Raw genomic sequence first — 21,724 nt, 5'->3', positions numbered from 1 at the left:
TGATCTTGGAATGCGCCGGCGACGGGCGCTGTGGCGGGCGACTCATCGAGGTTCTAAGGAGATGGACTATCTGCTTGGGCGCTTCGCCGAGCAAGCCATCGACAGCATGAATGCCGACGATATTGCCGTGCTGGAACGCCTGATCGACCTGCCGGACCCGCAAATTGCGCTGGCCGTCTACGAGGGAGACACGCTTGGAGCGCGCGACCTCGACGCAATGGTGGTGCATATCCGCCGCCTCCACGGCTTTCCAGAAGCCAGCTAACCGGCGCTGTCATGAGTCTAAAGTCTATGTCTTCACTGCCTGTGGACCGTCTGCTGAAGGACCAGCGCGCCATCGCGGGCGGCGTCCCCGACGGCTTCGACGCGCTTCTTCTGGGCGAACTCGCCCGGCATGCAGGCGCACCGATTCTGCACGTAGCGCGCGACGGCAACAGGCTGGCAACCTTGGAAGAGGGGCTTCGCTTCTTCGCGCCAGACGTGACGGTATTCAGTTTGCCGGCCTGGGACACCGTCCCGTACGACCGCGTCGCGCCGAATGCGGAGATCATCGCGGAGCGGATCGAAACGCTCGCCGCGCTCACCGACCGGGCGCAAGACGACACGAGCCCGTTAGTGTTGCTCACGTCGGTCAATGCCGTGGTTCAGCGCGTGCCGCCGAGGAGCTTCATCGAAGGCGCAAACCTGAAGCTGCAAGCCGGCCAAGTCATGAGCATGCAGGCGCTGATCGAGCGTCTGGAATCATCAGGCTATGTGCGCTCGGGCACCGTCACCGATCCCGGTCAATACGCGGTGCGTGGCGGTATCCTCGATCTCTATCCGCCAGGCGGACAGCCGGTCCGTCTGGATTTCTTCGGCGATACGCTGGAGTCACTCCGTGCGTTCGATCCGGAAACCCAGCGCACCGAGTCGCGGCTGGAGGCGGTCCACTTCTTGCCGATGAGCGAGGTAGCGCTGACGCCCGACGAGCGGCGGCACTTCCGCCAACGCTATGTGGAACTGTTCGGCACCGTAAAAGGTGACGACCCGCTCTATGAAGCGATCTCGGCCGGCCACCAACATCAAGGCATGGAGCATTGGCTGCCTCTGTTTCACGATTCTCTAGTCACCGTGTTCGATTATCTGCCCGGCGCCGTGGTGACGCTCGACCCGCTTTCCGACGATGCGCGGGCGAGCCGCTTCGAACAGATCGAAGACCATTACGATGCCCGCGCCGCTGCACTGGAACGCAAGGCCTTTGGCGCGCCGCCCTATCATCCGGTGCCGGCGGACAGCATGTTCCTCACCGAGGACGCGTGGCAGGGGCTTCTGCACGCCGCGCCCCATGTCATCGCCTTCGATACGTTCGAGCGGCCACAGGAGAGCGACACCAACATCGTCTCCTTTGGGGGCCGTAAGGGACGGTCCTTCGCGCCCGAGCGCCAAACCGAAGGCAGCAACGTCTTCGATGCGGTGGTGGCCCATGCCAAGACGCTCATTGCTGGCAAGCGGATCGTCATTGTCTCCTGCTGGAGCGTCGGCGCGCGCGAGCGTCTCGCCACGCTGCTCACCCAACATGGCCTCGAGGACACCGTTCGCGTTGAGACTTTTGCTGAGGCCGTTGCCGCGCCGGCGCAAGCGACCGCCGTTGCCGTCCTGCCGCTCGAGGCCGGCTTCGAGGCACCCGGTATCGCTGTCATTGGCGAGCAGGACATTCTCGGCGATCGCTTGGTGCGCAAATCGAAGGTCAAGAAGGCGAGCGATGCGCTCACCGAAGCCTCGAGCCTTACCGTGGGCGATCTGGTCGTCCATGCCGATCACGGCATTGGCCGTTTCGTCGGGCTGTCGACCATCGAGGCTGCGGGCGAGCCGCATGATTGTTTGGAGCTGCATTATCACGGCGGCGACAAGCTCTATTTGCCGGTCGAGAATATCGAGCTCTTAACGCGTTACGGCTCCGACGAAGCGGGTGTCGTCTTGGACAAGCTCGGCGGCGTGGCCTGGCAGTCGCGCAAAGCCAAGCTCAAGCAGCGCATCCGCGACATGGCGGAGAAGCTGATCAAGGTGGCTGCCATGCGCGAGCTGCGCAAAGCGCCCGTGCTCAGCCCGCCGGACGGAACCTATGACGAGTTCTCCGCGCGCTTTCCTTATGAGGAGACCGAAGACCAAGTCACCAGTATCGATGCGGTGCTTGAGGATCTTGCCAGCGGCCGTCCCATGGACCGGCTCATTTGCGGCGATGTCGGCTTCGGCAAGACGGAAGTGGCGTTGCGCGCAAGCCTCATCGCCGTGCTTGCCGGCAAGCAGGTTGCCGTCGTGGTGCCGACGACGCTGCTCGCGCGTCAGCATTTTCATACTTTCACTGAGCGCTTTCGGGGTTTTCCGGTACGGATCGCGCAAGCCTCGCGCCTCGTGAGCCAAAAGGAACTTTCCGACGTCAAGACGGGACTGAAGGACGGCGATATCGACATTGTCATCGGCACCCACGCGCTGCTGGGCAAGTCGATCGGGTTTGCCGATCTCGGCTTGCTCATCGTGGACGAGGAACAGCATTTCGGCGTGAAGCACAAAGAGCGGCTGAAGCAGCTCCGCGAGGACGTGCATGTGCTGACGCTGACGGCGACGCCGATCCCGCGCACGCTGCAATTGGCGCTGTCCGGCGTGCGCGAGATGTCGCTGATCTCCACGCCGCCGGTCGATCGTCTTGCCGTGCGTACCTATGTCACGCCGTTCGATCCCATGACCTTGCGCGAGGCGCTGCTGCGCGAGCGCTTCCGCGGCGGTCAGACGTTCTTTGTGGTGCCGCGCATCTCCGACCTGGACGATGCGGCTGCATTTCTCCAAGAGCACGTGCCGGAGCTGAAGGTCGCCCGCGCGCATGGGCAGATGCCGAGCAGCGAACTCGATCAAGTGATGAACGCGTTCTACGACCGGCAATACGATGTGCTGCTGTCGACCTCCATTGTCGAAAGCGGTCTCGACATTCCGTCGGCCAATACGCTGATCGTCTACCGCGCGGACCGTTTCGGCCTGGCGCAGCTCTATCAGTTGCGCGGGCGGGTGGGGCGCTCGAAGATCCGCGCCTACGCCTATTTCACCATTCCCGCCGATGCGCGCATCACGCCCGCCGCGCAGAAGCGTCTCAAAGTGCTTCAGTCGCTCGACACGCTGGGCGCCGGCTTCATCCTGGCGAGCCACGACCTCGACATTCGCGGTGCGGGCAATCTTCTCGGCGAGGAACAGTCCGGCCATATCCGCGAAGTGGGCTTCGAGCTCTATCAGTCCATGCTGGAAGAGGCGGTGGCAGCCTTGAAGGGTGGCGAGGGTGTGATCGAGGATCAGTGGAGCCCGCGGATCAATCTGGGCACCGCGGTGCTGATTCCGGAAGACTACGTGCTCGACCTGCAAGTGCGGCTTGGACTTTATCGCCGCTTGTCGGGCGTGGAGACGGCGGAAGCGATCGAAGGGTTTGCCGCGGAGTTGATCGACCGCTTCGGTCCGTTGCCGGAGGAGGTGCGGCATCTGCTCGACGTACTGGAGATCAAGGGGCTCTGCCGCCAAGCGGGCATCGAGCAGATCGATGCGGGGCCGAAGGGCGCCGTCATCGCCTTCCGCAACAATGCGTTTGCCAATCCGGAAGGGCTGATCAAATTTATCGGCGAGCACGCCAAGCAAGTGAAGATGCAGCCCGACCACAAGCTGATCTTCTACGCCAACTGGCCGGACGCCGAGGACCGGTTGAACGGCGCGCGGGATCTCTTAAAAGCGCTCGCCAAGATCGCCGGCGCCGTCAAGGAAGCGGCTTAGGCGCGCGCCGTACTACACCTGCCGCAAGATCTCCTCGCGCAGAATGTTGCCGTCCGCATCGCGCGGGATGTCTCGCACCACCAGAAGCTTGTCGGGGAATTTGTAGGGGGACACGCCGCGCTCGATGAGGAAGCGGTGCAGCGCTTCGAGCGACACCGGCACATTGGGCGAGGGCGCCACCGCGCCGAACAGCCGGTCGCCGACGACCGGGTCGGGCAGGGTGAAACACGCCGCATCGAGAAAACCGGGAAAGGCCTGATAAAGCCCGTCGAGTTCTGCCGCCGCGATGGTGAAGCCGCCGTGATAGATAAGCGCGGGATCGCGCACGATCCGTACGCGACCGTCGTCCACGGTGCCCCGTAAGCCCGAGGCAACGAAATTATCCGCATCGCGCGTGGCAGGACCGTTCGCGCCGCCTTCGGGTACAACTGGCCCGCGGATCAGGAGATCGCTCGTATTGCCGGCAAGCTTCGTTTCGAGGAACATGGTGCCGCCGCCGTCCTCGCCGAGTTGGATCGGTCCGTAGGGCAGCGACGCGCGGGATTCGTCTCCCTCCGTCGCCAGCAGCAGGCTGGCGAGATCGCCGAGCGGGTAGACATCGAAGACCGGCCGGTCGGTGGCCGGGGAGGCGGGTGTGGCGCCGTCGGCAAGTTCCGGCACCGACCACACGCGGCCCACGCGCCGTAAGCGGCATCGTGTCTCTTCGAACAGGCCGTCCTTGGCCAGCTCATCCAGGATCGCGCCCGGAACCGCCGTCACTGTCGCGCCCGACGTCACCACCTGCTGCACGAACGTTCCGTAATCGAAGGGGTGATGCTGCACCAGCGTCGCGCCGCCGATCAGCCAAGGCGCGAGCCCGAGCCCTAAGCCAATGGGGCCAGTGAACGGATAAGCGTTGAGGATGGTGTCACTCCGGTCGAGCGACAAGGACAGCACCGCCATGGCGCCTTGGGCGAGAATTTCGTCTTCGTAGCGGAACAGCGGCACGAGCGATGCGTCCGTGCGCGCGCTGAAAGTGATCATCGACGGCCCGCGCGTCGCGCGCGGCGGCGCAACCTTGCCCCGCTCCGCTGCCATGGCGTCGTCGAGGGATATGACGCCGTCGGGGAGGTTGTCACCGAACCCGAGCACGAAGCGCACCGAAAGCCGCGTGGCGGCGACATCGCGCAGCGTCTCGGCGGGCTTGTCATCTGCAAAACGCGAGATGCCGACAAGCGCCTTGGGCTCGATCGCATCACAAACGCGCGCCAGCTCCATCGGTCGCCACAACATGGGCACGATGGCCACGGTGAGCCCGGCACGCCATGCGCCAAGGATCGCAAGCGGCGCTTCGACAAAATTGGGCAGTTGCAGAACGATGCGGTCGCCTGAATCCAAGCCCAACCCGATAAAGACGCGTGCCAAGGCATCGACCGCCTCGTCGGCGTCCGCATAAGCCAGCGGGCGCACCTTCGACTGTGCCAGCATTTGTCGGTTCGGCGGATCGATGAGCGCGAGTGCATCGGACTTTTGGCGCGCGCGCCGCCGCAATAACCCATCGGCCGTGATGGGACCGCTATCGTCGAACGTCTCGACGTCGTGGGCTGGGGCGGTGCTCATGCGTTCCGGCTCATGGCTTGGCAGGTTCTCCGTCAGTGCCCGCTGGATCATGCCACCATGCTCCAATCTGATAGCCATAGAGCGGCGTCTTCTCGGGCCGCTTTAGTGAGCGCCAATAAGCGACCCACTGCTTGGGTAGATAGAACAACGGCACCACATAGTCACCGGAAAGCAGCACACGGTCGAGAGCCCGCACCGCCGAAACAAAGTCTTCGCGGGTTTCCGCGGCAAGCATTGCCCTGATCATGGCGTCCACGGCTTCGTTCTCGATGCCCGCGAAATTGAACGAGCCTTCCGTCTTGGCGGCCTTGCTGCCGAATCGGAATGACTGCTCGTTGCCCGGCGAGAGCGAGGCGCCCCAATAATTCGGGATCATGTCGAAGTCGAAGGTCTGCTTGCGGCGCTGATACTGAGCGGAGTCGACGGGGCGGATATGCGCCTCGATGCCGACCCGCTTTAAGGCGCGCGCATAAGTCAGCAACAGACGTTCCTGTCCGCGCGATCGGGAAAGGATCTCGAAGGTGAAAGGTTCGCCGGTTTCCGCATTGACGAGCGTGCCGTCCTTGACGACCCAGCCGGCTTCTTCGAGCAGCTTCAAAGCTGCCACGCGGCCGTCGCGGTTTTGTCCCGTGCCGTCGGTCATGGGGACAGCGTAGGTCCCGTCCATGATCTTAGGCTGCACGGCGTCGGGGTAGGGCGCGAGCAGGGCCCGCTCTGTCTCGTCGGCCGGGCGGTCATGGGAGGACAGTTCCGAGCGCGCGAAATAGCTCTCCACCGGCGCGTACAGGCCGTGATAGAGGTTCCGGTTCACCCACTCATGGTCGAACAGCAGGATGAGCGCCTGGCGCACGCGCGGGTCTTTGAAGAGAGGCCGGCGCGTGTTGAAAACGAGTGCCGACATGCCGGCGGGTGTTTCGATCGGCAGCGCTTCCTGAACCACGCGCCCCACGCTTAGCGCAGGAAAACGATAGCCGAGCGCCCAGCGGGTGGGGTCGCGTTCGTTGCGAAGCTCGACCAAGCCGGACTTGAAGGCTTCGAACATGGAGCCCGCGTCCCGGAAGTAGTCGATGCGGACCTCGTCGAAATTGTAGAGCCCGCGATTGACCGGCAGGTCCCGGCCCCAATAGTCCGGGTCGCGCTTATAGGTGATGCTCTTGCCCGGATCGACCTCGGCCACGATGTAGGGTCCGCTGCCCACGGGCGGCTCCAGCGTCGTCTTTTCGAAGGTCTCGGGCGTGAGCAGATGACGCGGGAGCACGGGCATCAGCCCCATGATCAGCGGCATTTCCCGGTCGCCCGAGCCGTCGAAGGTGAAGCGGACCTTATGGTCGCCGGTCTTCTCCACCGCCTTGACCTTCTTGTAGTAGGAGCGGTGGTTGGGCCGCCCGCGATCCCGCAACACCGCGTGGCTGAAAATGACGTCGTCCACCGTGATTGGCGTCCCGTCGGAGAACCTGGCCTTCGGGTTCAGCGTGAACTCGACCCAGGTCCGGTCGGGGGGCGTCTCCACCGCTTCTGCGATCAGCCCGTACAGGGTGAACGGCTCGTCATAGGCCCGTGCCATAAGGCTTTCGTAGACATATTCGCGCATTCCGTCGGCCACACCGCCCTTCACGATGAAGGGATTGAGACTGTCGAATGTCCCCTGTTTGGCGAACCGGGCGGTTCCCCCTTTGGGAGCGTCCGGATTGGCATAAGAAAAATGCGTAAAATCAGATACTTCCGCCGGCTCTCCATGCATGGCGAGTCCAGGCACCGGTTCTGCCCGTCCGTGGCCCGGGTGCAGCGCCAATCCTAGGATGAGAACAAAAATTGGGGCTTTCAACGCGGACCCGGCATGGCTATAGATGCCCTCAAATCGAAGCATGGGAAAAGGTAACATCCCTGGCGGGACAAACGACGCCACAGCGGGCTTCCATCCAAGGAAAAAGGTTGGGACGCCGATCGCGGCGCCTGAAAGTCCCGCAAGCAAGGCTGTCAGCCACGTCTACGCCGCATTTCGGGTATTGACCCTTAAGTATGAGGGAGCGGGCACGGGGCGTCTGGTAAGACCAGCCCAGCTCGCCAAGAATGAGGAAAGGTCGATAGATGATCGGGTCCAAGGAACGATGGAATAGCCTTTGCCGCGGCGTGGGACGCTGGACGTTAGGCGTGGGCGCTTGCGCGCTTGCCCTGGCCGTTGTCGTGCCCATGGCCTTGGCCCAGCAAGCCCAACCCAAGTCTTCGGCGGCACCGAAGAAGGCGCCGGCCACTCCAGCGTTGCCGCCGACGGCACAAGTGGGCCAGGACGCATGGGTCAAGCTTTGCATGAAGAACGAGCAGACCGCCAGCAAGCAGATCTGCCTGATCAACCATGAAGGGCTTGAGCCGAACACCGGCATGGTCTTGATCGCCGCTGCGGTACGCAAAGCCGAAGGCGACGACAAGCAGCAGCTCCTCATCCGGGTGCCGACGGCCTATGCGCTGGTCATGCCCGCTGGCGTGCAGCTCCGGATCGACGAAGAGCAGCCAATCCAGCTGCAGTACTCGATCTGCTTCCCGACCAGCTGCCAGGTGCAGATGGAGCTGACGGACGAACTCTACAAGAAGATGCGCGCCGGCAAGCAGATGGTCGTGGCTGCCATGAACATTCAGCAGAAGACGATGGGCTTCCCCGTACCGCTGACCGGTTTCAGCAAGGCTTATGACGGGCCTCCAGTCGACAATCAGAAGTACGAGGAGCAGCGCCGCAAGCTGATGGAGATGTTCCGCAAGCGGCAGGCAGAGCTCGCCGCCAAGGCCAAGCAAGGCCAAGCACCCGGTGCGCCGGGGCAGGCGCCAGCGCCGGCCAACGCGACGGCACAGCAAAAGGCACCGCCGACGCGCTAGGCATAAGGCCAATCGCGAAAGATCAAGACAAAGGCCGCGCCGGATTTCCGGGGCGGCCTTTCTTTTTGCGGCAGGGGCGCGAACCGTTCGGCAGCGGCGCCTTAGTGTTCCTGCAAGAAGCGGAACCGGTACACGCCGTCTCTCAAATCCTCGAACAGCTCCGGCACTTGTGGATGGCGCAAAGGTTCGTCGGAGGCATCGGGCAGGAGATTTTGCTCCGACACATACGCGATGTACTCCGTGTCGGCGTTCTCGGCGAGCAGGTGATAGAACGGCTGGTCCTTGGTCGGCCGAACGTCCTCAGGAATGGAGGCGTACCACTCTTCAGTGTTTGAAAATGTCGGATCGACGTCGAAGATCACCCCACGAAACGGGTAGAGCCGATGGCGCACAACTTGCCCGATCTGATATCTGGCATTGCGGACTGTAGACATGACGAACGACACCTGTCCCCGAGACTTTGTGAAGATAAGATCGCGGCCCCGAGAGGCTGTCAACGCAGATAACGCTAGATTTTAGGACCAACGGCGGTTGGACCACATGAACTGTTCGGGCGTCTCGCGTATCCACGCCTCGAAATAGCGCTGGATCGCCGCCGTGATGGATCGGATGTCTTCCGCTTGGTTGCTCGTGCGCGGAATGTGGAGTTCGTTCACGTTGACATCGAACACGGACCGGTTGCCAATACGTACGCATCGGCCAATCCAAATGCGCGCGCCAACCCGCCGCGCGATCATCGCGGCGATGGGCATGCTCTTGGCGGGATGTCCAAAGAAGGGCACGGGTATGCCGTTGGCGTCGTAGAGGTCCGATATAAAGCCGAGCCGGCCGCCTTGGCGCACATAGTCCATGATCAGACGCGCGGTCTTCTGTGTCTCGTCCTCACCGGCGGTGCGTCCGCGGCCGAACAAGCCGCCAGGATAGAGGTTCTCGCGCTGCCCGCGTAGATAACGGTCGACATACGGGTTCTTCACCTGACGGTAGACACCAGCGGGCCTCACCCCGGCCATGGTCACGGGCCACATGCCGAGCTCCCAGTTACCCATATGCATGGTGACGATCAGCGCCGGGCCCATCTTGTTTTTGTAGCGCTGGACCCAGTGACCGTTCGTCACGTGCAGGCGCCCCGGGTCTTTGATGATCCTGTCGATGTTCATGGTCTCGACCATGACGCGGCCGAGATTGTCCCAGGCGGCCAGCGCGATGCGCTCGCGTTCCTCCGGCGACTTCTCCGGGAAAGCCCGCTCCAGATTGGCCAGCGCCCGGGCGTGCCGCCGGTTGCGCTTGCCGAGAAAGCGCCAGAAGAAGGCGGAGATGTTGCACGCGATATCGAGCGGGCACAGGCGCACCATGCCGATCAGAAAGCGCAAACCCGCATATTCGAGCCGGTAGCGCAGATCGAGCATGAAAGGCAGATTGTAAGCGTTGGCCAAGGAGGCGTCCTTCGCGTGATCTTGTGGGTGGCCTTGAGCGTTGAGAGACCATCCTCATGGCCAAACTGAGCTATGGCGTCAAGCGTCGCCCGGTTGCGGGCACCCCGTCAGGCCGCCGGCCGCATGAGGGAGGGCAGGGCCGAGGGCGGCTCAAGTCCCACCCGCATGACCAGCCGGCGCAAAGGCGCGAAGGCGTTGAGCCCGGCCATAAAGACGCCGCGGGCCGCTTGCACGGGCAGGAGCCCGGTCAGCAGTGACCGGTTCAGGAGGTCGACGCCGACGGACCGCGAGAGCACGTCGAGCTGCCGGGCACGGGCAAATTCGGTCAGAGCCGCCAATCCGCCCGGATCTTGGCCTCGTGCGAGCGCTCGCGCCACGCAGTCGGCAAGTGCGGCGGCGTCCCGGAGCCCCAGATTGAGCCCCTGCGCCCCGATGGGCGGCATGACATGCGCCGCCTCGCCGATCAGGGCCGTGCGGTTGTGGGCGAGCTGCTTGGCGGTAAGCCCGGCCACGGGGAAGCTCGCGCGTGGGCCTGACGAGGTCACTGGGCCCAGCGTGTCTCCGAGCCGGGTCTGGAGACCGGCGGTGAACTCGGCGTCGTCGCAGGCCATGAGTGCGTCCGTCTCAGAGGGGGAGCCGATCCAGATCAGCGCCGACTGTAGCGGGTCCGGCATCGGCACCGTCGTCAACGAGCCGTGCTCTTTATGGAACTCGGTGGAGACGCCGTCATGCGGACGCGCGTGATGGAAGCTTGCGGCAATAGCGCCTTGATCGTAGCGCCATACGCGCGTCTCGATGCCCGCCGCTTCGCGGCAGACCGACCGCCGTCCGTCCGCACCGGCGACAAGCCGGGCCGTGACCGTGCCGTTGCTGCTTAAGGTCAGCCGCGCCGACGCATCGTCATGTTCGATCCTTTCGACGCTCTCGGTGATGAGCGTGGGCCCCGTGTCTCGGGCGCGGGCATAGAGAGAGGCTGTCAGTGCCGCGTTGGGAATGTTGTAGCCGAAGGCGGGGAGATCGAGGTCGCTGGCCTTGAAGGCGATGTCCGGAGACCGCACCAAGCTCTGCGATGCATCAACAATGCGGACGACCTTGAGCGGTGCGGCGACCCCCTGAAGCGTCTCCCAGACGTCGAGCCGCTTCAGGAAATCGACCGAACTGGTCAGAAGCGCCGCCGTCCTCGTGTCTTGCTGCGCCGTGCTCGGTTTGGGCGGCTCAGGGCCAATCAGCACCACATCGGCGCCGACATGGGCGAGCGCCAGGGCCGCGGCAATGCCGGCGGGGCCGGCCCCCACCACGGCGACGTCGCATAAAATGTCTTGTGGTTTGTCTTGCGTTTTGTCGCCGCTCATAGGCTCGTCCAACCGTCCACGATACTCTCGTGTTAGCCTAGCCCGGTTCGAAGATCGCCGCCATCAAGGCCGACAACGCCCCAAATGCTCAAGGATCGCTCCCGAACGCTTGGTATTGCCGTCTTCTTGACGCTATCCTTTCTCTCGGCGCTGCCGCTTGCGCTGATGTCGCAGCCAGGCCACGCCGGGGACGAGGCGGGCCCCACCGTGTTTGCCGCGGCCAGCCTGAAGACCGCCCTCGATGCGGTGGCCGGCGACTGGCAAACGAAGACAGGCCGGAAGCCGGTGATCGCGTATGCGGCAACGCCCGCGCTGGCCAAGCACATCGAGCAGGGCGCAGAGGCCGACATCTTTATCTCCGCCGATCAGGCGTGGATGGACTATGTTGCCGACCGGGGCCTGATCGTGCCCAAGAGCCGTTTCGACCTCCTTGGCAACCGGCTGGCCCTAATCGCCCCAAAGGACTCGGAAATCAGCATTCGCGCCGAGCCGGTGTTTCCGCTCGCTGAGCTCCTAGGCGATGGCCGCCTGGCCATCGCCGGGGTGGACGCGGTCCCGGCCGGCAAATACGGCAAGGCGGCGCTTGAGAGCCTCGGGGTCTGGGACACGGTCAAAGACAAGCTCGCGCAGTCGGAGAATGTGCGGGGGGCCTTGCGGCTCGTGGCCCGAGGCGAGACGCCGCTCGGCATCGTCTACGCCAGCGATGCCGCGGCCGATCCGACCGTCAAGATCGTCAGTCTCTTTCCGGAGCACACCCACAAGCCGATTGTTTATCCGGCGGCGCGGCTCAGAACGGCCGGATCGACGGACGGGGAGGGGTTTCTCGCTTTTCTGCGGAGCCCGGAGGCTGCGGCGCGACTCGCGCAGTTCGGCCTTGCTGCAGTCGCGAAAGTGCAGAACTAATGTCAGCCTACGCCCCAGCCTGGAGCACCTGGCCGCAAGCTCCAAGAGGCGCCGTGGACCAGGTTTACGCCTGTCCCGAAAGCGGCGCGCAAGAGGCAAGCGTTTTCCAGTTTTGTCAGGCCTCTAGCGCCACGAGCTGCCCGCAAGGCTCATGGGGGCGCCGTCCTGCTACCGATGCCTGGCGTGGCCAATTCGCAACAGTCGGGCCCCGAAATCCTACGCGTCGTTCAACTGTCACATGCCCGTCATTGGCCAGGAAATAGAACGGTATGGGTCGCTCACGGCAACGCGAGCGGAACGGTTTTAATGGGAGCCAGCGAATGCTCCCAGCTAACAGACGAACAGGACAGGCAACCTCAAACAGAGTGGAGAAGGGGTCATGATCGGGGGACTTAAGAAAACCAGTTGTTATTTGCTCGCCGGCGCTGCTGCGCTGGGCGTTCTCATTTCCGGCGCACCGGCCGTGAAAGCACAAGGGCTCACGGAAGCGCAATACCAGCGCTTGAAGCGCGAGTTGAAGGATGAGCTCGCTCAGGACAGCGACGTTGACATGAAGGTCAAGTGGAAGGGCGCTCCGACGATCTCGAGCCGCGATGGCAAGTTTAGCTTCAAGGTCGGCGGCCGTCTGCAGCTTGACTACAACAGCATCAATCAGGATCGGCGGATCACCGGCGACCCGGACGTGAATGCTTGGGAAGCCCGCCGGGCTCGTCTGAACGTGTCCGGTCACGTCTGGTATGACTGGGACTACAAATTCGAAGTCGATTTCGCCGGCAGCGACGTGAGCGTCAAGGACGCCTATATGGCGTATTCAGGTTTTGGCGATTGGCACAATTTCAAGATCTTGTTCGGTCAGTTCAAGCTGGCCAACACGCTTGAGGGCTACACCAGCTCGCGCTTTATCACCTTCATGGAGCGGGCCGCCTTCATCGAGGCCTTTGATGCTGAGCCCCGCCGGTTGGGTGTCGGCATCCATGCCGGTAGCAACGACGACTTCGGCTGGTCGTTCCAGACAAGCTACAATGGCAACGCGATTGGTGCCGAAGATATTAGGTACCCCAGCGAAAATCTCTTTGCCGTTCGCGGTACGATCGCGCCCGTCAACACCGACGAAGCTGTCATCCACTTGGGCGGTAGCTATCGTCACCGCAACGCTGGCTCGGACGATGGCCCGACCGCGGACCTCTACGATTACAGGGCACGCGGGGCCAATCTTCATTTGGCCGACCGTTTCGTCGATACGGAGGATCTTGGCGAAGCCGACGATTACTGGGGTCTTGAAGGTGCGGCTGTGTGGCGACGCTTCTCGGTCCAGGGTGAGTATGCGGAGCTGACGCCAACTGTTCCGACCTACATCACCTCGATGACGACCCGCAGCATCAACCCCACGTATAACGGTTGGTATGCCTACGGTTCGTTCTTCCTGACCGACGATTCGCGGGCTCCCGGATATAGTGCAAAGAAAGGCGCATTCGGTCGCGTTAAGCCGAAGAACCCGTTCTTCAACGGCAGTGGCGGGTGGGGCGCTTGGGAGATCGCCGGTCGCTATGACACGGTGGACCTTGGTTCCGACGCCTCCGCGCTTACCGATGCCGGGCACGATTGCGAAGAGTGCGGCGATCAAGGAACCTGGCTGATCGGCTTGAACTGGTACCCGACGTCTTACACGCGGCTGATGTTCAACGTCACCAGCTCCGATATTGGCGGCGTGTTCGACGTCAACGACGGTGCCACGATCGATGGCTTCGGTATGCGTGGTCAGATCGACTGGTAAGACCGAGACGAAAGCGAACAAAATAAAAAATAGTCCCCTTTGCCTGAACTGCCGCCGCCCATGTCCCGGGCGGCGGCATTTTTTGTGGGGCCCAGTGTAGGCGACAGGCGGAGCCGCATGGTGCAAGATCGGTCCGGTGACGGACAACCGGGAAAAGACGCTTCCGTGCCGGCTGCGCGCCGTCTCGGTGCATGTGCTGACCGCGATTGGCGCCGTGCTGGCGCTCTTTGCGCTGCGCGCCGCCCATGACGGCGATTGGCGGACGATGTTCGTTTGGCTCGGGATCGCGCTCTTTATCGATGCGATCGACGGTCCGCTGGCGCGTCTTTACAATGCCAAGACGGTCCTGCCGAGGTTTAGCGGCGAACGGCTCGATCTGATCGTGGACTATCTCACTTTTGTAGCCATCCCGGCCTTCGTGTTGACCGAGGCCGACATTCTGCCCGAGGCATTCCGTATCCCTGCGGCGATCGGCATTCTCCTATCGGGCCTGTTCCACGTCTCCGACGTTCACAGCAAGACGAAGGAGGGGTTCTTCGTCGGCTTCCCCGCCATCTGGAACATCGTGCTGCTCTATCTTTTCGTGCTCGGACTGCCGCCCTATGGGGCGCTGGCCGTTGTCGCGTGTCTCGTGGTGCTGACCTTCGTGCCGATCCTCTACGTGCATCCGTTCCGCGTGGTGGGCCTGCGCATCCTCACCGGGCTCGTGGTTCTCGCCTGGGCCGTCGTCGCGGCGATCGCCATTGCAAATCCGTTCCCTTCGGCCCTTTGGGTCCAGATCACGCTGCTGGCCGCCGCGGCCTATTGCGCGGCCGTGGGGCTGTGGAGTTGGCTCCGCCGCGCGGCATGAGGCAAAACGATGATCCACAAAAGCGTTGACCCAAGACCATGGACCAGAGCGGCGCTCTAAGCTAATTAGCTTCCAACAGTCCGCCGCCGAGACCCGCGCCATCCGACCATGACCCTTGTCGAGTTTCTGACCGACCCCGCCATTTGGGCGAGCTTCATTGCCTTGAGCGCGATGGAGATCGTGCTCGGCATCGACAACGTCGTCTTTATCTCGGTGATGGTGCAGCGCCTGCCCAAGTCGCAGCAGAAGCGCGCGCGGCAGATCGGGCTGTTCCTGGCGCTCATCTTCCGCGTCATCATGCTGGTGTTCATCACGTGGTTCATCCACATGACCACGCCGATCTTCACCGTCGGCGAGTATGCCTTCTCCTGGCGTGACCTGATCCTCTTGGCCGGTGGCCTGTTCCTGCTGGTGAAGGGGACCCGCGAGATCCATGACGCCATTGAAGGCGAAGAACACGAAGGGGCCGCGAACCCCGTCGTTCAGTCGATGTCCGCCGCCATCGTGCAGATCGCCATCATCGACCTCGTGTTCTCGGTGGATTCGATCATCACCGCCGTGGGCATGGCCGATCATGTGGAGGTCATGATCGCGGCCGTCGCCGTCGCCATTCTGGTGATGTATCTCGCCTCGGGGCCTGTGGCGGCGTTTATCGAACGTCACCCGACCACCAAGATGCTGGCGCTGTCGTTCCTGCTGCTGATCGGCGCGGCGCTCGTGGCCGACGCGTTCCACTTCCACATCCCGCGCGGGTACATCTACTTCGCCATGGCCTTCTCAGCCGGTGTCGAGATCGTCAACGTGCTGGCGAGCCGCAAGCGGCGGAAAACGCGCGAGGCGGGCAAGAAAGAAAAACGGGCCGCGAAGGGCTAGCAGGCGCCCAAAAAGCCCGCATTCGCGCCATTTAACTTTGTCACGCAATTCCCTTGGGTTAGCCCAAAATTGAACATGTTTCCGGAGCGTTCTCCTACCCATGTCAGTTTCAAGACACCATATGAGGTCCTTCGGACCTCGAACGTCATGAGGATGCGATGAAGACCGGAGCACTACTTTTGGCCGCTTGTGTCGGCCTTTCGGCGACGGCGGCCTTCGGTGCAGAACCCGTCAAACTTTCGGGCGATGTCCTGCGCAAAGCCATCAGCGGCAAGACCGTTTATCTCAAGATTTCCGGATTCGAGATCCCCATCAAATATGCGTCCAATGGCCGGATGACCGGCAAGATGGGAACAGTCGCGGCCAGCTTCGCCAAGGGCGACGGCGCGGCGGATTCGGGAAAGTGGTGGGTCGCGAACGACCAGCTTTGCCAGAAGTGGACGAGCTGGATGGACAGTAAGCAATATTGCTACAAGCTCAGCCGCCGCGGCGGGACCGTGCATTGGGTCCGCAGTGACGGCCGCTCAGGCACGGCACGGATCGCCGGCTAGAAGCACGCGCCGCGACGCCACGTAGAATAATGATGAAGCCGCCCGCCCGGGGCGGCTTCGTTCGTTTCGGGGACGGGAGCAGAGCAGGGCGCTTCTTTTTTGTGCATTCGGCAAAGACTCTTGTGGACGATGCTTCGGTTGTAATCCGGATGTCGCATCGCGCCGTCTAACTCATCGCGAGCGAACGATTTGTCGCGTTGAGTGGCAGACGTTGAACGTTGTAGGCGTACGTGATGACTGGCGACTCCGAACATATTGAAGTGCTGCGTTGCGGCCCTCGTTCCTGGAACGAGTGGCGCGCCGAAAATCCATCGATCGTTCCCAACCTGGTTGGCTTGGCTCTCAGTATTGGCGATCGCCAGATGGGTCCGATCAACGGCGGACCGATCAATCTGGCGCATGCGCGCCTTCGGCACGCCTTTTTGCGTTTCGCTACGCTGACGGGCGCAGATCTCGTAGGTGCGGATCTTGCCGATACCGACCTGCGTGAGGCACGGCTCGAGGGCGCCAATCTTTCCGGCGCGGATTTGAGCGATGCCGATCTGACGGGCGCCGATTTGTCGGACGCCAATCTCGCGAGCGCCAATCTGTGCGGCGCGGATCTGTCAGGTGTGCGCAACGTGACCCTCGAGCAGCTTCATGCCGCCGAAGGGGACAAGACCACGGTGCTGCCTGCGTCCATGGATCTCCCGCTGATCTGGACCGTCGGACAGTCAGAGGATGCAAAGCCTGCCGTCGCGCGGCCGGCACCGCGTCGCGAGCCTCAGGAGCAGATCGTGGTGCCGGCGCCCAACTTCTTGCCGCCTGAGCCCGCGCCGGAACCTGCGCGTGTTCAACACGAACGCGCACCTGCGCCCGTTGAGGCCGCGCCGCGCCGCGCCGCGCCCGTGCCTGCTCGGAAGCCTGCGCCGCCCATCGTGCGGCCGCCGCTTCGCCAGGATGACCGCCATGCGGAGGAGCCAAGCGAAGCGAGCCGGCACACGACCTGGCTCGTCGGCGGCCCCCGTGGCATTGGCCGTCCGAGGCGGGATGAACCCTCCGCGAGTGAGTCGGGCAGCTAGCGCGTCCAAGGATAAACATTCCTACGCCAATTGGTTTGTCACGCTCCTGCGCCAAGACTAGAGTCGAGGCAGGGAGGAAGCGATGATGTCCAGGCTGGGCAGCCCAAAGGGACTCTTTGCTTTTTTTGAGGAAGACCTGGAGGAGGCCGATTGCGCCTTGTTCGGCCGGGAGTCCTATCCCGACCGCCGTGGCTTTGATCAATGTACAATGGCGGAGAGAGAGGGATTCGAACCCTCGGAACGCTTGCGCGCTCAACGGTTTTCGAGTTCTAAGGCTCTCGTACCGACCTGTACTGGGCAGTAGCCAAGCGTGTGCTCTCGTTCGGTATTTTTCCTTCGCTATCCTGGTCTGTGGTGCCCAGTGCCATGCTGTGTTGCGTGGTCGGTTTGCAATTTGGTTTGCAGATTCTGCCGCAGCCAATGTCCGCTTTGGGGCAGAAACCGGACGTCGGGGGTCCGCATTCTGATGTCCGCTAAGTGCCAATAGCGGACATCGCGCATTGGAAGCTCCCGGCCCAACTGGCCTAGTAACTCGGCCAGTACCATCGTGTCGTAATAGCCACACTTGGCAAGGATTCTGCGTCGGTCACATCGGATTCTCAGGTCTGCCCAGCCAGACACTAATTACACTCGTCTCCGGGGAGTAGAGCGATGCGTGTCCTGATTGCCGCCAATTCGCGTCGACGGCTGCGCCTAAAGACTCGGCGATGCATACGGGTGGAGAGGGGCGTGAAGGCACGCGCGGCTCGGACGATTGCCATAGCGCTCACGTTGATGGGCGTCTCGACGGAGGGGCACGCCCAACAACCCGACGCCCCCGTGAATATTCCTCTCGGTTTCAGCCTCGATGATTTGGCGAACTCAAAGCTACAAATATTCGTAGGCATTAATGGCGGTCCACCGAGAAACTATATCTTCGATACCGGGTCGCCAGTGTTTAACGCCCTCTACGCCGAGGCAGTGTGGCCTGACCTGGCCCAGCCCAAAGTCAACGGCGCCCCCGGTTCTACGGTGGACGGAAGCGTCGTGGCCTTGCCACTGAGCGTCGAGATGAACAGCGCCCAGTTTTGCCTCGGCGGCAGCACCAAATTCGACCCAAACGATCCGTCAACCTTTTACTGTCGCGGATACACGGGCAACCTCGTAGAGGTGCCCTCGCTCAGTTTCTACAAGACGACGTCGGATCCAACGCCGGTCGCCACGCTGAATGCCGACGTGGGGTATGTCATCAACGCGGCATGGAATTATGGAACCCCAGACAAAAATCAATTAGGCCCTCCGCCTTTCGATCAGCCGGTGGTGGATCCTTTCACCAACCTGGACAACCAGCCTGACGGCTATTTTGGAACCTTCGGCGCGGGTAACTTTGCGAAGGACGGTGTCCCCCTCGCAACAAATGGCCCGACGAGCGGGTTCCAAACCCAGACAACGTACGCCGCCGGGGGCGTTCTGGGCCAAACGATCGTCTCTGGTGTAATGGCGCAGGGCTATGTCGTCGCCGCGAATGGCCAAAAGAATCCGTTCTCATCCATAAACGCACCGCAGCAGGTCAACGGCATTGACGTCACGATCGGCGGCCAGCAAGCGCCAGTCAGTTCTTGCAGTCCGTGCGTAACGGTCGGGTTGACGCCGGAGATGCTGGGACAGTTCTGGGCGGCAACGCCGACTGATCACGGAGATTCCGGGGTGATCCCTTGGGCCGTGTTGGGGCCGTCCTATCAGAATCCGTACGATCCCTCGGCGACAGGAAACAATGGCTCTACAGAGCGTGGGACAAGTTTCAGAACAACTCTGACACCGATGGACGGCAATACGCCGGCTATCACGGAGACCACCTTGAGCTTGCTGGACGCCGGCACGCCCGACCTGGAATTGGGAATAAGCGACACAACGTCGAGCGCCAAGATCGATCTGGTTTCGGCCGCAGCCAAAGCAGACCCGACGTGTCTAACTTCAGGCGATGGATGTGCCGTCGACAACGGCGTGATCTTCGAAGTTTCTGGCGTCAATCCCGTAACCGGCAAACCAATACCGGGACTGGCGCCGACGACCATGGTTGTGACAGACGGCCAAACAGGCTCCAAGAGTTACGATGCCCGTCTCTCGACGGAGAAGAAACCGGGAAACACGATCGGGCTTCCGTTTTTCGCGCAGAACTCGGTGCTGTATGACCTCACGCACCAGGTGACCGGCTATACACCCTTCTTCGTCACCGATGCGCCGCTGGTGACGACCGCCGGCGGTTCGTTGATCGTTGATGTCGGGAATGTACCCCTGGGCTTGGCGGGCCGTGTTTTGGGTAAGGGCGGGGTCACGATCCGCAAAGGTGGAGCAGTACAGCTTAGCGCCGAAAATACTTATACGGGCCCGACGCGAGTCTCAGATGGCGCGACGCTCTTTATTTCAGGTCCCGGCAGCATCGCGGCCTCTTCGGGCGTGAGCAACAACGGCGTCTTCGACATTTCGCGCGCCTGGTCCGCCGTCAGCATCCAAAACCTCACGGGCTCGGGACTCGCGTACCTGGGCGGTCAGAACCTTATAATTACGAATGCGGCCGGTACGTTCTCGGGGACACTCGCCGACGTTGGTTTTTCGGGGAGCCTTTACGACGGCACCCGTTACTTCGGTTTCCCTGGCACGGGTGGCGGCCTTACGCTTGCCGGCGGCACCCTCACGCTGTCGGGCGCGAGCACCTATACGGGCCCCACCTGGGTGAACGGTGGCGCCCTTATCGTCAATGGCTCGATTGTATCGCCCGTGACAGTCAACAAAGGCGGCACCCTTGGTGGTGTCGGCAGCGTGGGCGCGACCACGGTATCGAGCGGCGGTGTACTCGCCCCAGGCAACTCCATCGGCACCATTAGGGTGAATGGCAACTTCACGCTTAAGTCGGGGGCGACCTACGAGGTTGAAGCAAATGCCCAAGGCCAGAGCGACAAGGTGATCGTCAATGGCACGGTGAACCTGACCGGGGCCACTTTGCGTGTGCTGGCGGTTAACGGGAACTATAAGGCACGCACCGACTACACGATCATCGAGAATGACGGCTCAGACAAGGTGGTCGGCACGTTCTCACAGGTGACCAGCAATCTCGCCTTCCTCAGACCATTCGTTTTTTACAACGGCGGCGATGGCAATGACGTTGTGCTAACGCTTCTCACTAATAGCTTCAACTTCCGCTCCGTTGCCGACACGCGCAACCAACGTGCCGTGGCGGGCGCGCTGGATCAGTTTCCCACTGACAACCCGCTGTTCCTCGCAGTGCTCGCCCAGACGGCAGAAGGAGCGCGGCAAGCTTTCGATGCGCTGTCTGGCGAGGTTCATGCCACGGTGGCCGGGACATTATCCGACGACAGCCGCTATGTACGCGAGGCGGTGCTCGGGCGCTTGATGCAGGCCAGCCACACGAATGGCGCGCTGTCCGCCGGCGGTCCGCAAGTCGCAAGCTATGACAGCCAGGCGATGATGCTTGGCGGCGCGATGTATGACGGCAAGTCGCTGGTCGCTGAGCCTGAACGTGCACCGCTTGCCTTCTGGACACGGGCCTTCGGTGCTTGGGGAAACTTCGATAGCGACGGCAACGCGGCGAGCGCGGACCGCGATCTCGGCGGGTTTATCTCCGGCATGGATGCGGACATCGGTAGTGGCTGGCGTGCTGGTCTGGCGACAGGCGCTTCGTTCTCTAACGTAGATGTCGATGACCGCTATAGCTCAGCCGATGTCGAGACGTATCATCTGGGCGGCTACATCGGCGGTATGGCGGGAAGCTTTGCTTTACGTGGCGGCGGCATGTGGGCCTGGAACGACATCGATACGTCTCGCGCTGTTGTCTTCCCCGGTTTCTTCGAGCGGCAGAGCGCCTCATACGATGCTGACACGGGCCAACTGTTTGGTGAAGTCGCATATCCCATCCAGATGGGCGGCATCGCACTGGAGCCATTTGGTGGTCTAGCCTTTGTCTCGGTCGATACGGATAGCTTCCGTGAGAATGGTGGACCGCAGTCTTCGCTTCGCGGACGCAACCTCGACCAAGACGTGGGCTACACCAGCCTCGGCCTCCGCGCCGCGACGACGATGATGCTAGGCGCGACGCAGGTCGTCCCGCACATCTCCGCTGCCTGGCTTCATGCCTTTGACGATGTGACGCCTGGTGCAAGCTTGGCCTTTGCCACCACCGGCATCGGCTTTGCCATCAATGGCGTGCCGCTCGCGGAGGACAGTGCATTGCTGGATGCCGGCCTCGACTTCGCGCTTGGTGATCGGATGAGCGCGGGCGTGTCCTATACCGGCCAGTACAGCGACAGCGTCACCGACAACGGCGTCAAGGGCCGCTTCACCTGGCTGTTCTAAATTCAGCGCGATGTCCGCTTTGGGTCATTAGCGGACATCGATCGCGAATAGGGACAAACTGGCGGAGGGGGTGGGATTCGAACCCACGAGACGGTCGCCCGCCTGCCGGTTTTCAAGACCGGTGCCTTCAACCACTCGGCCACCCCTCCTGATCTGATGTGCCGTTGGCCTTAGCACTCACTTATCGCTCTGAACAGAGCTTGGCGTGAGGTCTGAAAACTATTCGAGCTTCTTGGCGCCGGTAGTGTGCGTCGGCGGGCCGTCCAGTGGCGTGCCGGGACGGTGGACGGCCTTTTTGTAGGCGTCGCCGTCTCTCGCAAGCGT

The 21,724-nt window shown here is 62.4% G+C and carries 15 protein-coding genes and 1 tRNA gene; 10 read left to right on the top strand and 6 right to left on the bottom strand.

All coding sequences use genetic code 11. The annotated features are described in order from the left end of the window. Positions 1–61 precede the first annotated feature (61 nt). A complete protein-coding gene (locus tag ABY454_RS06745) occupies positions 62–265 on the top strand; it encodes a succinate dehydrogenase assembly factor 2 (RefSeq protein ID WP_372929415.1) in 204 nt (67 codons plus the stop codon). Between the two features lie 26 nt (positions 266–291). Next, entirely contained in the window at positions 292–3,786 is a 3,495-nt protein-coding gene (mfd, locus tag ABY454_RS06740) for a transcription-repair coupling factor (protein WP_372929414.1), read from the top strand. A gap of 12 nt (positions 3,787–3,798) precedes the next feature. Here the strand turns inward: mfd and ABY454_RS06735 are convergent, their stop codons facing one another. Together ABY454_RS06735 and ABY454_RS06730 are read right to left on the bottom strand one after the other, a co-directional pair. Next, positions 3,799–5,463, bottom strand: coding sequence for an AMP-binding protein (locus ABY454_RS06735; protein ID WP_372929413.1), 1,665 nt, complete (start codon positions 5,461–5,463; stop codon positions 3,799–3,801). Then, the gene (locus ABY454_RS06730) at positions 5,396–7,252 is read right to left on the bottom strand and encodes an extracellular solute-binding protein (protein WP_372929412.1); all 1,857 of its coding nucleotides are present in this window, start codon (positions 7,250–7,252) and stop codon (positions 5,396–5,398) included. Before ABY454_RS06730 ends, ABY454_RS06735 begins: the two co-directional genes overlap by 68 nt. A gap of 263 nt (positions 7,253–7,515) precedes the next feature. On the opposite strand from ABY454_RS06730, the gene ABY454_RS06725 reads away from it, so the two are divergent. Next, the gene (locus ABY454_RS06725; RefSeq protein WP_372929411.1) at positions 7,516–8,253 is read left to right on the top strand and encodes an invasion associated locus B family protein; all 738 of its coding nucleotides are present in this window, start codon (positions 7,516–7,518) and stop codon (positions 8,251–8,253) included. Between the two features lie 101 nt (positions 8,254–8,354). Here ABY454_RS06725 and hspQ read toward each other — a convergent pair whose 3' ends face one another. The 3 genes from hspQ to ABY454_RS06710 form a co-directional block, all read right to left on the bottom strand. Next, positions 8,355–8,687 (bottom strand): heat shock protein HspQ, encoded by a 333-nt coding sequence (gene hspQ, locus ABY454_RS06720; RefSeq protein WP_372929410.1) that lies wholly within the window; start codon positions 8,685–8,687, stop codon positions 8,355–8,357. Positions 8,688–8,768: 81 nt separating this feature from the next. Further along, a complete protein-coding gene (locus tag ABY454_RS06715) occupies positions 8,769–9,686 on the bottom strand; it encodes a lysophospholipid acyltransferase family protein (protein WP_372929409.1) in 918 nt (305 codons plus the stop codon). Between the two features lie 107 nt (positions 9,687–9,793). Then, entirely contained in the window at positions 9,794–11,038 is a 1,245-nt protein-coding gene (locus tag ABY454_RS06710; protein WP_372929408.1) for an FAD-dependent monooxygenase, read from the bottom strand. A gap of 84 nt (positions 11,039–11,122) precedes the next feature. Here ABY454_RS06710 and modA point away from each other — a divergent pair, with 84 nt between their 5' ends. From modA to ABY454_RS06675, 7 genes are all read left to right on the top strand, one after another. Next, the gene (modA, locus tag ABY454_RS06705; RefSeq protein ID WP_372929407.1) at positions 11,123–11,941 is read left to right on the top strand and encodes a molybdate ABC transporter substrate-binding protein; all 819 of its coding nucleotides are present in this window, start codon (positions 11,123–11,125) and stop codon (positions 11,939–11,941) included. A 379-nt stretch (positions 11,942–12,320) separates the two neighbouring features. Then, positions 12,321–13,715 carry an OprO/OprP family phosphate-selective porin gene (locus ABY454_RS06700; protein ID WP_372929406.1) on the top strand — a complete coding sequence of 465 codons (1,395 nt, stop codon included), beginning with the start codon at positions 12,321–12,323 and terminating at the stop codon, positions 13,713–13,715. 136 nt (positions 13,716–13,851) lie between these two features. Beyond that, on the top strand, positions 13,852–14,565 hold the full coding sequence (locus ABY454_RS06695) for a phosphatidylcholine/phosphatidylserine synthase (RefSeq protein WP_372929405.1): 714 nt from the start codon (positions 13,852–13,854) through the stop codon (positions 14,563–14,565). Positions 14,566–14,673: 108 nt separating this feature from the next. Continuing rightward, a complete protein-coding gene (locus ABY454_RS06690) occupies positions 14,674–15,438 on the top strand; it encodes a TerC family protein (protein ID WP_372929404.1) in 765 nt (254 codons plus the stop codon). Positions 15,439–15,596: 158 nt separating this feature from the next. Then, the gene (locus ABY454_RS06685) at positions 15,597–15,989 is read left to right on the top strand and encodes a hypothetical protein (RefSeq protein ID WP_372929403.1); all 393 of its coding nucleotides are present in this window, start codon (positions 15,597–15,599) and stop codon (positions 15,987–15,989) included. A gap of 233 nt (positions 15,990–16,222) precedes the next feature. After that, on the top strand, positions 16,223–17,050 hold the full coding sequence (locus ABY454_RS06680; RefSeq protein WP_372929402.1) for a pentapeptide repeat-containing protein: 828 nt from the start codon (positions 16,223–16,225) through the stop codon (positions 17,048–17,050). A gap of 651 nt (positions 17,051–17,701) precedes the next feature. After that, entirely contained in the window at positions 17,702–21,400 is a 3,699-nt protein-coding gene (locus ABY454_RS06675) for an autotransporter domain-containing protein (RefSeq protein ID WP_372929401.1), read from the top strand. A gap of 59 nt (positions 21,401–21,459) precedes the next feature. Here the strand turns inward: ABY454_RS06675 and ABY454_RS06670 are convergent. Then, positions 21,460–21,549: transfer RNA gene (locus ABY454_RS06670), tRNA-Ser, on the bottom strand. Between the last annotated feature and the right edge of the window lie 175 nt (positions 21,550–21,724).

This window comes from Methyloceanibacter sp., from assembly GCF_041573655.1.
Lineage (GTDB): Bacteria > Pseudomonadota > Alphaproteobacteria > Rhizobiales > Methyloligellaceae > Methyloceanibacter.
This window is presented reverse-complemented; position numbering and strand designations above follow the sequence as displayed.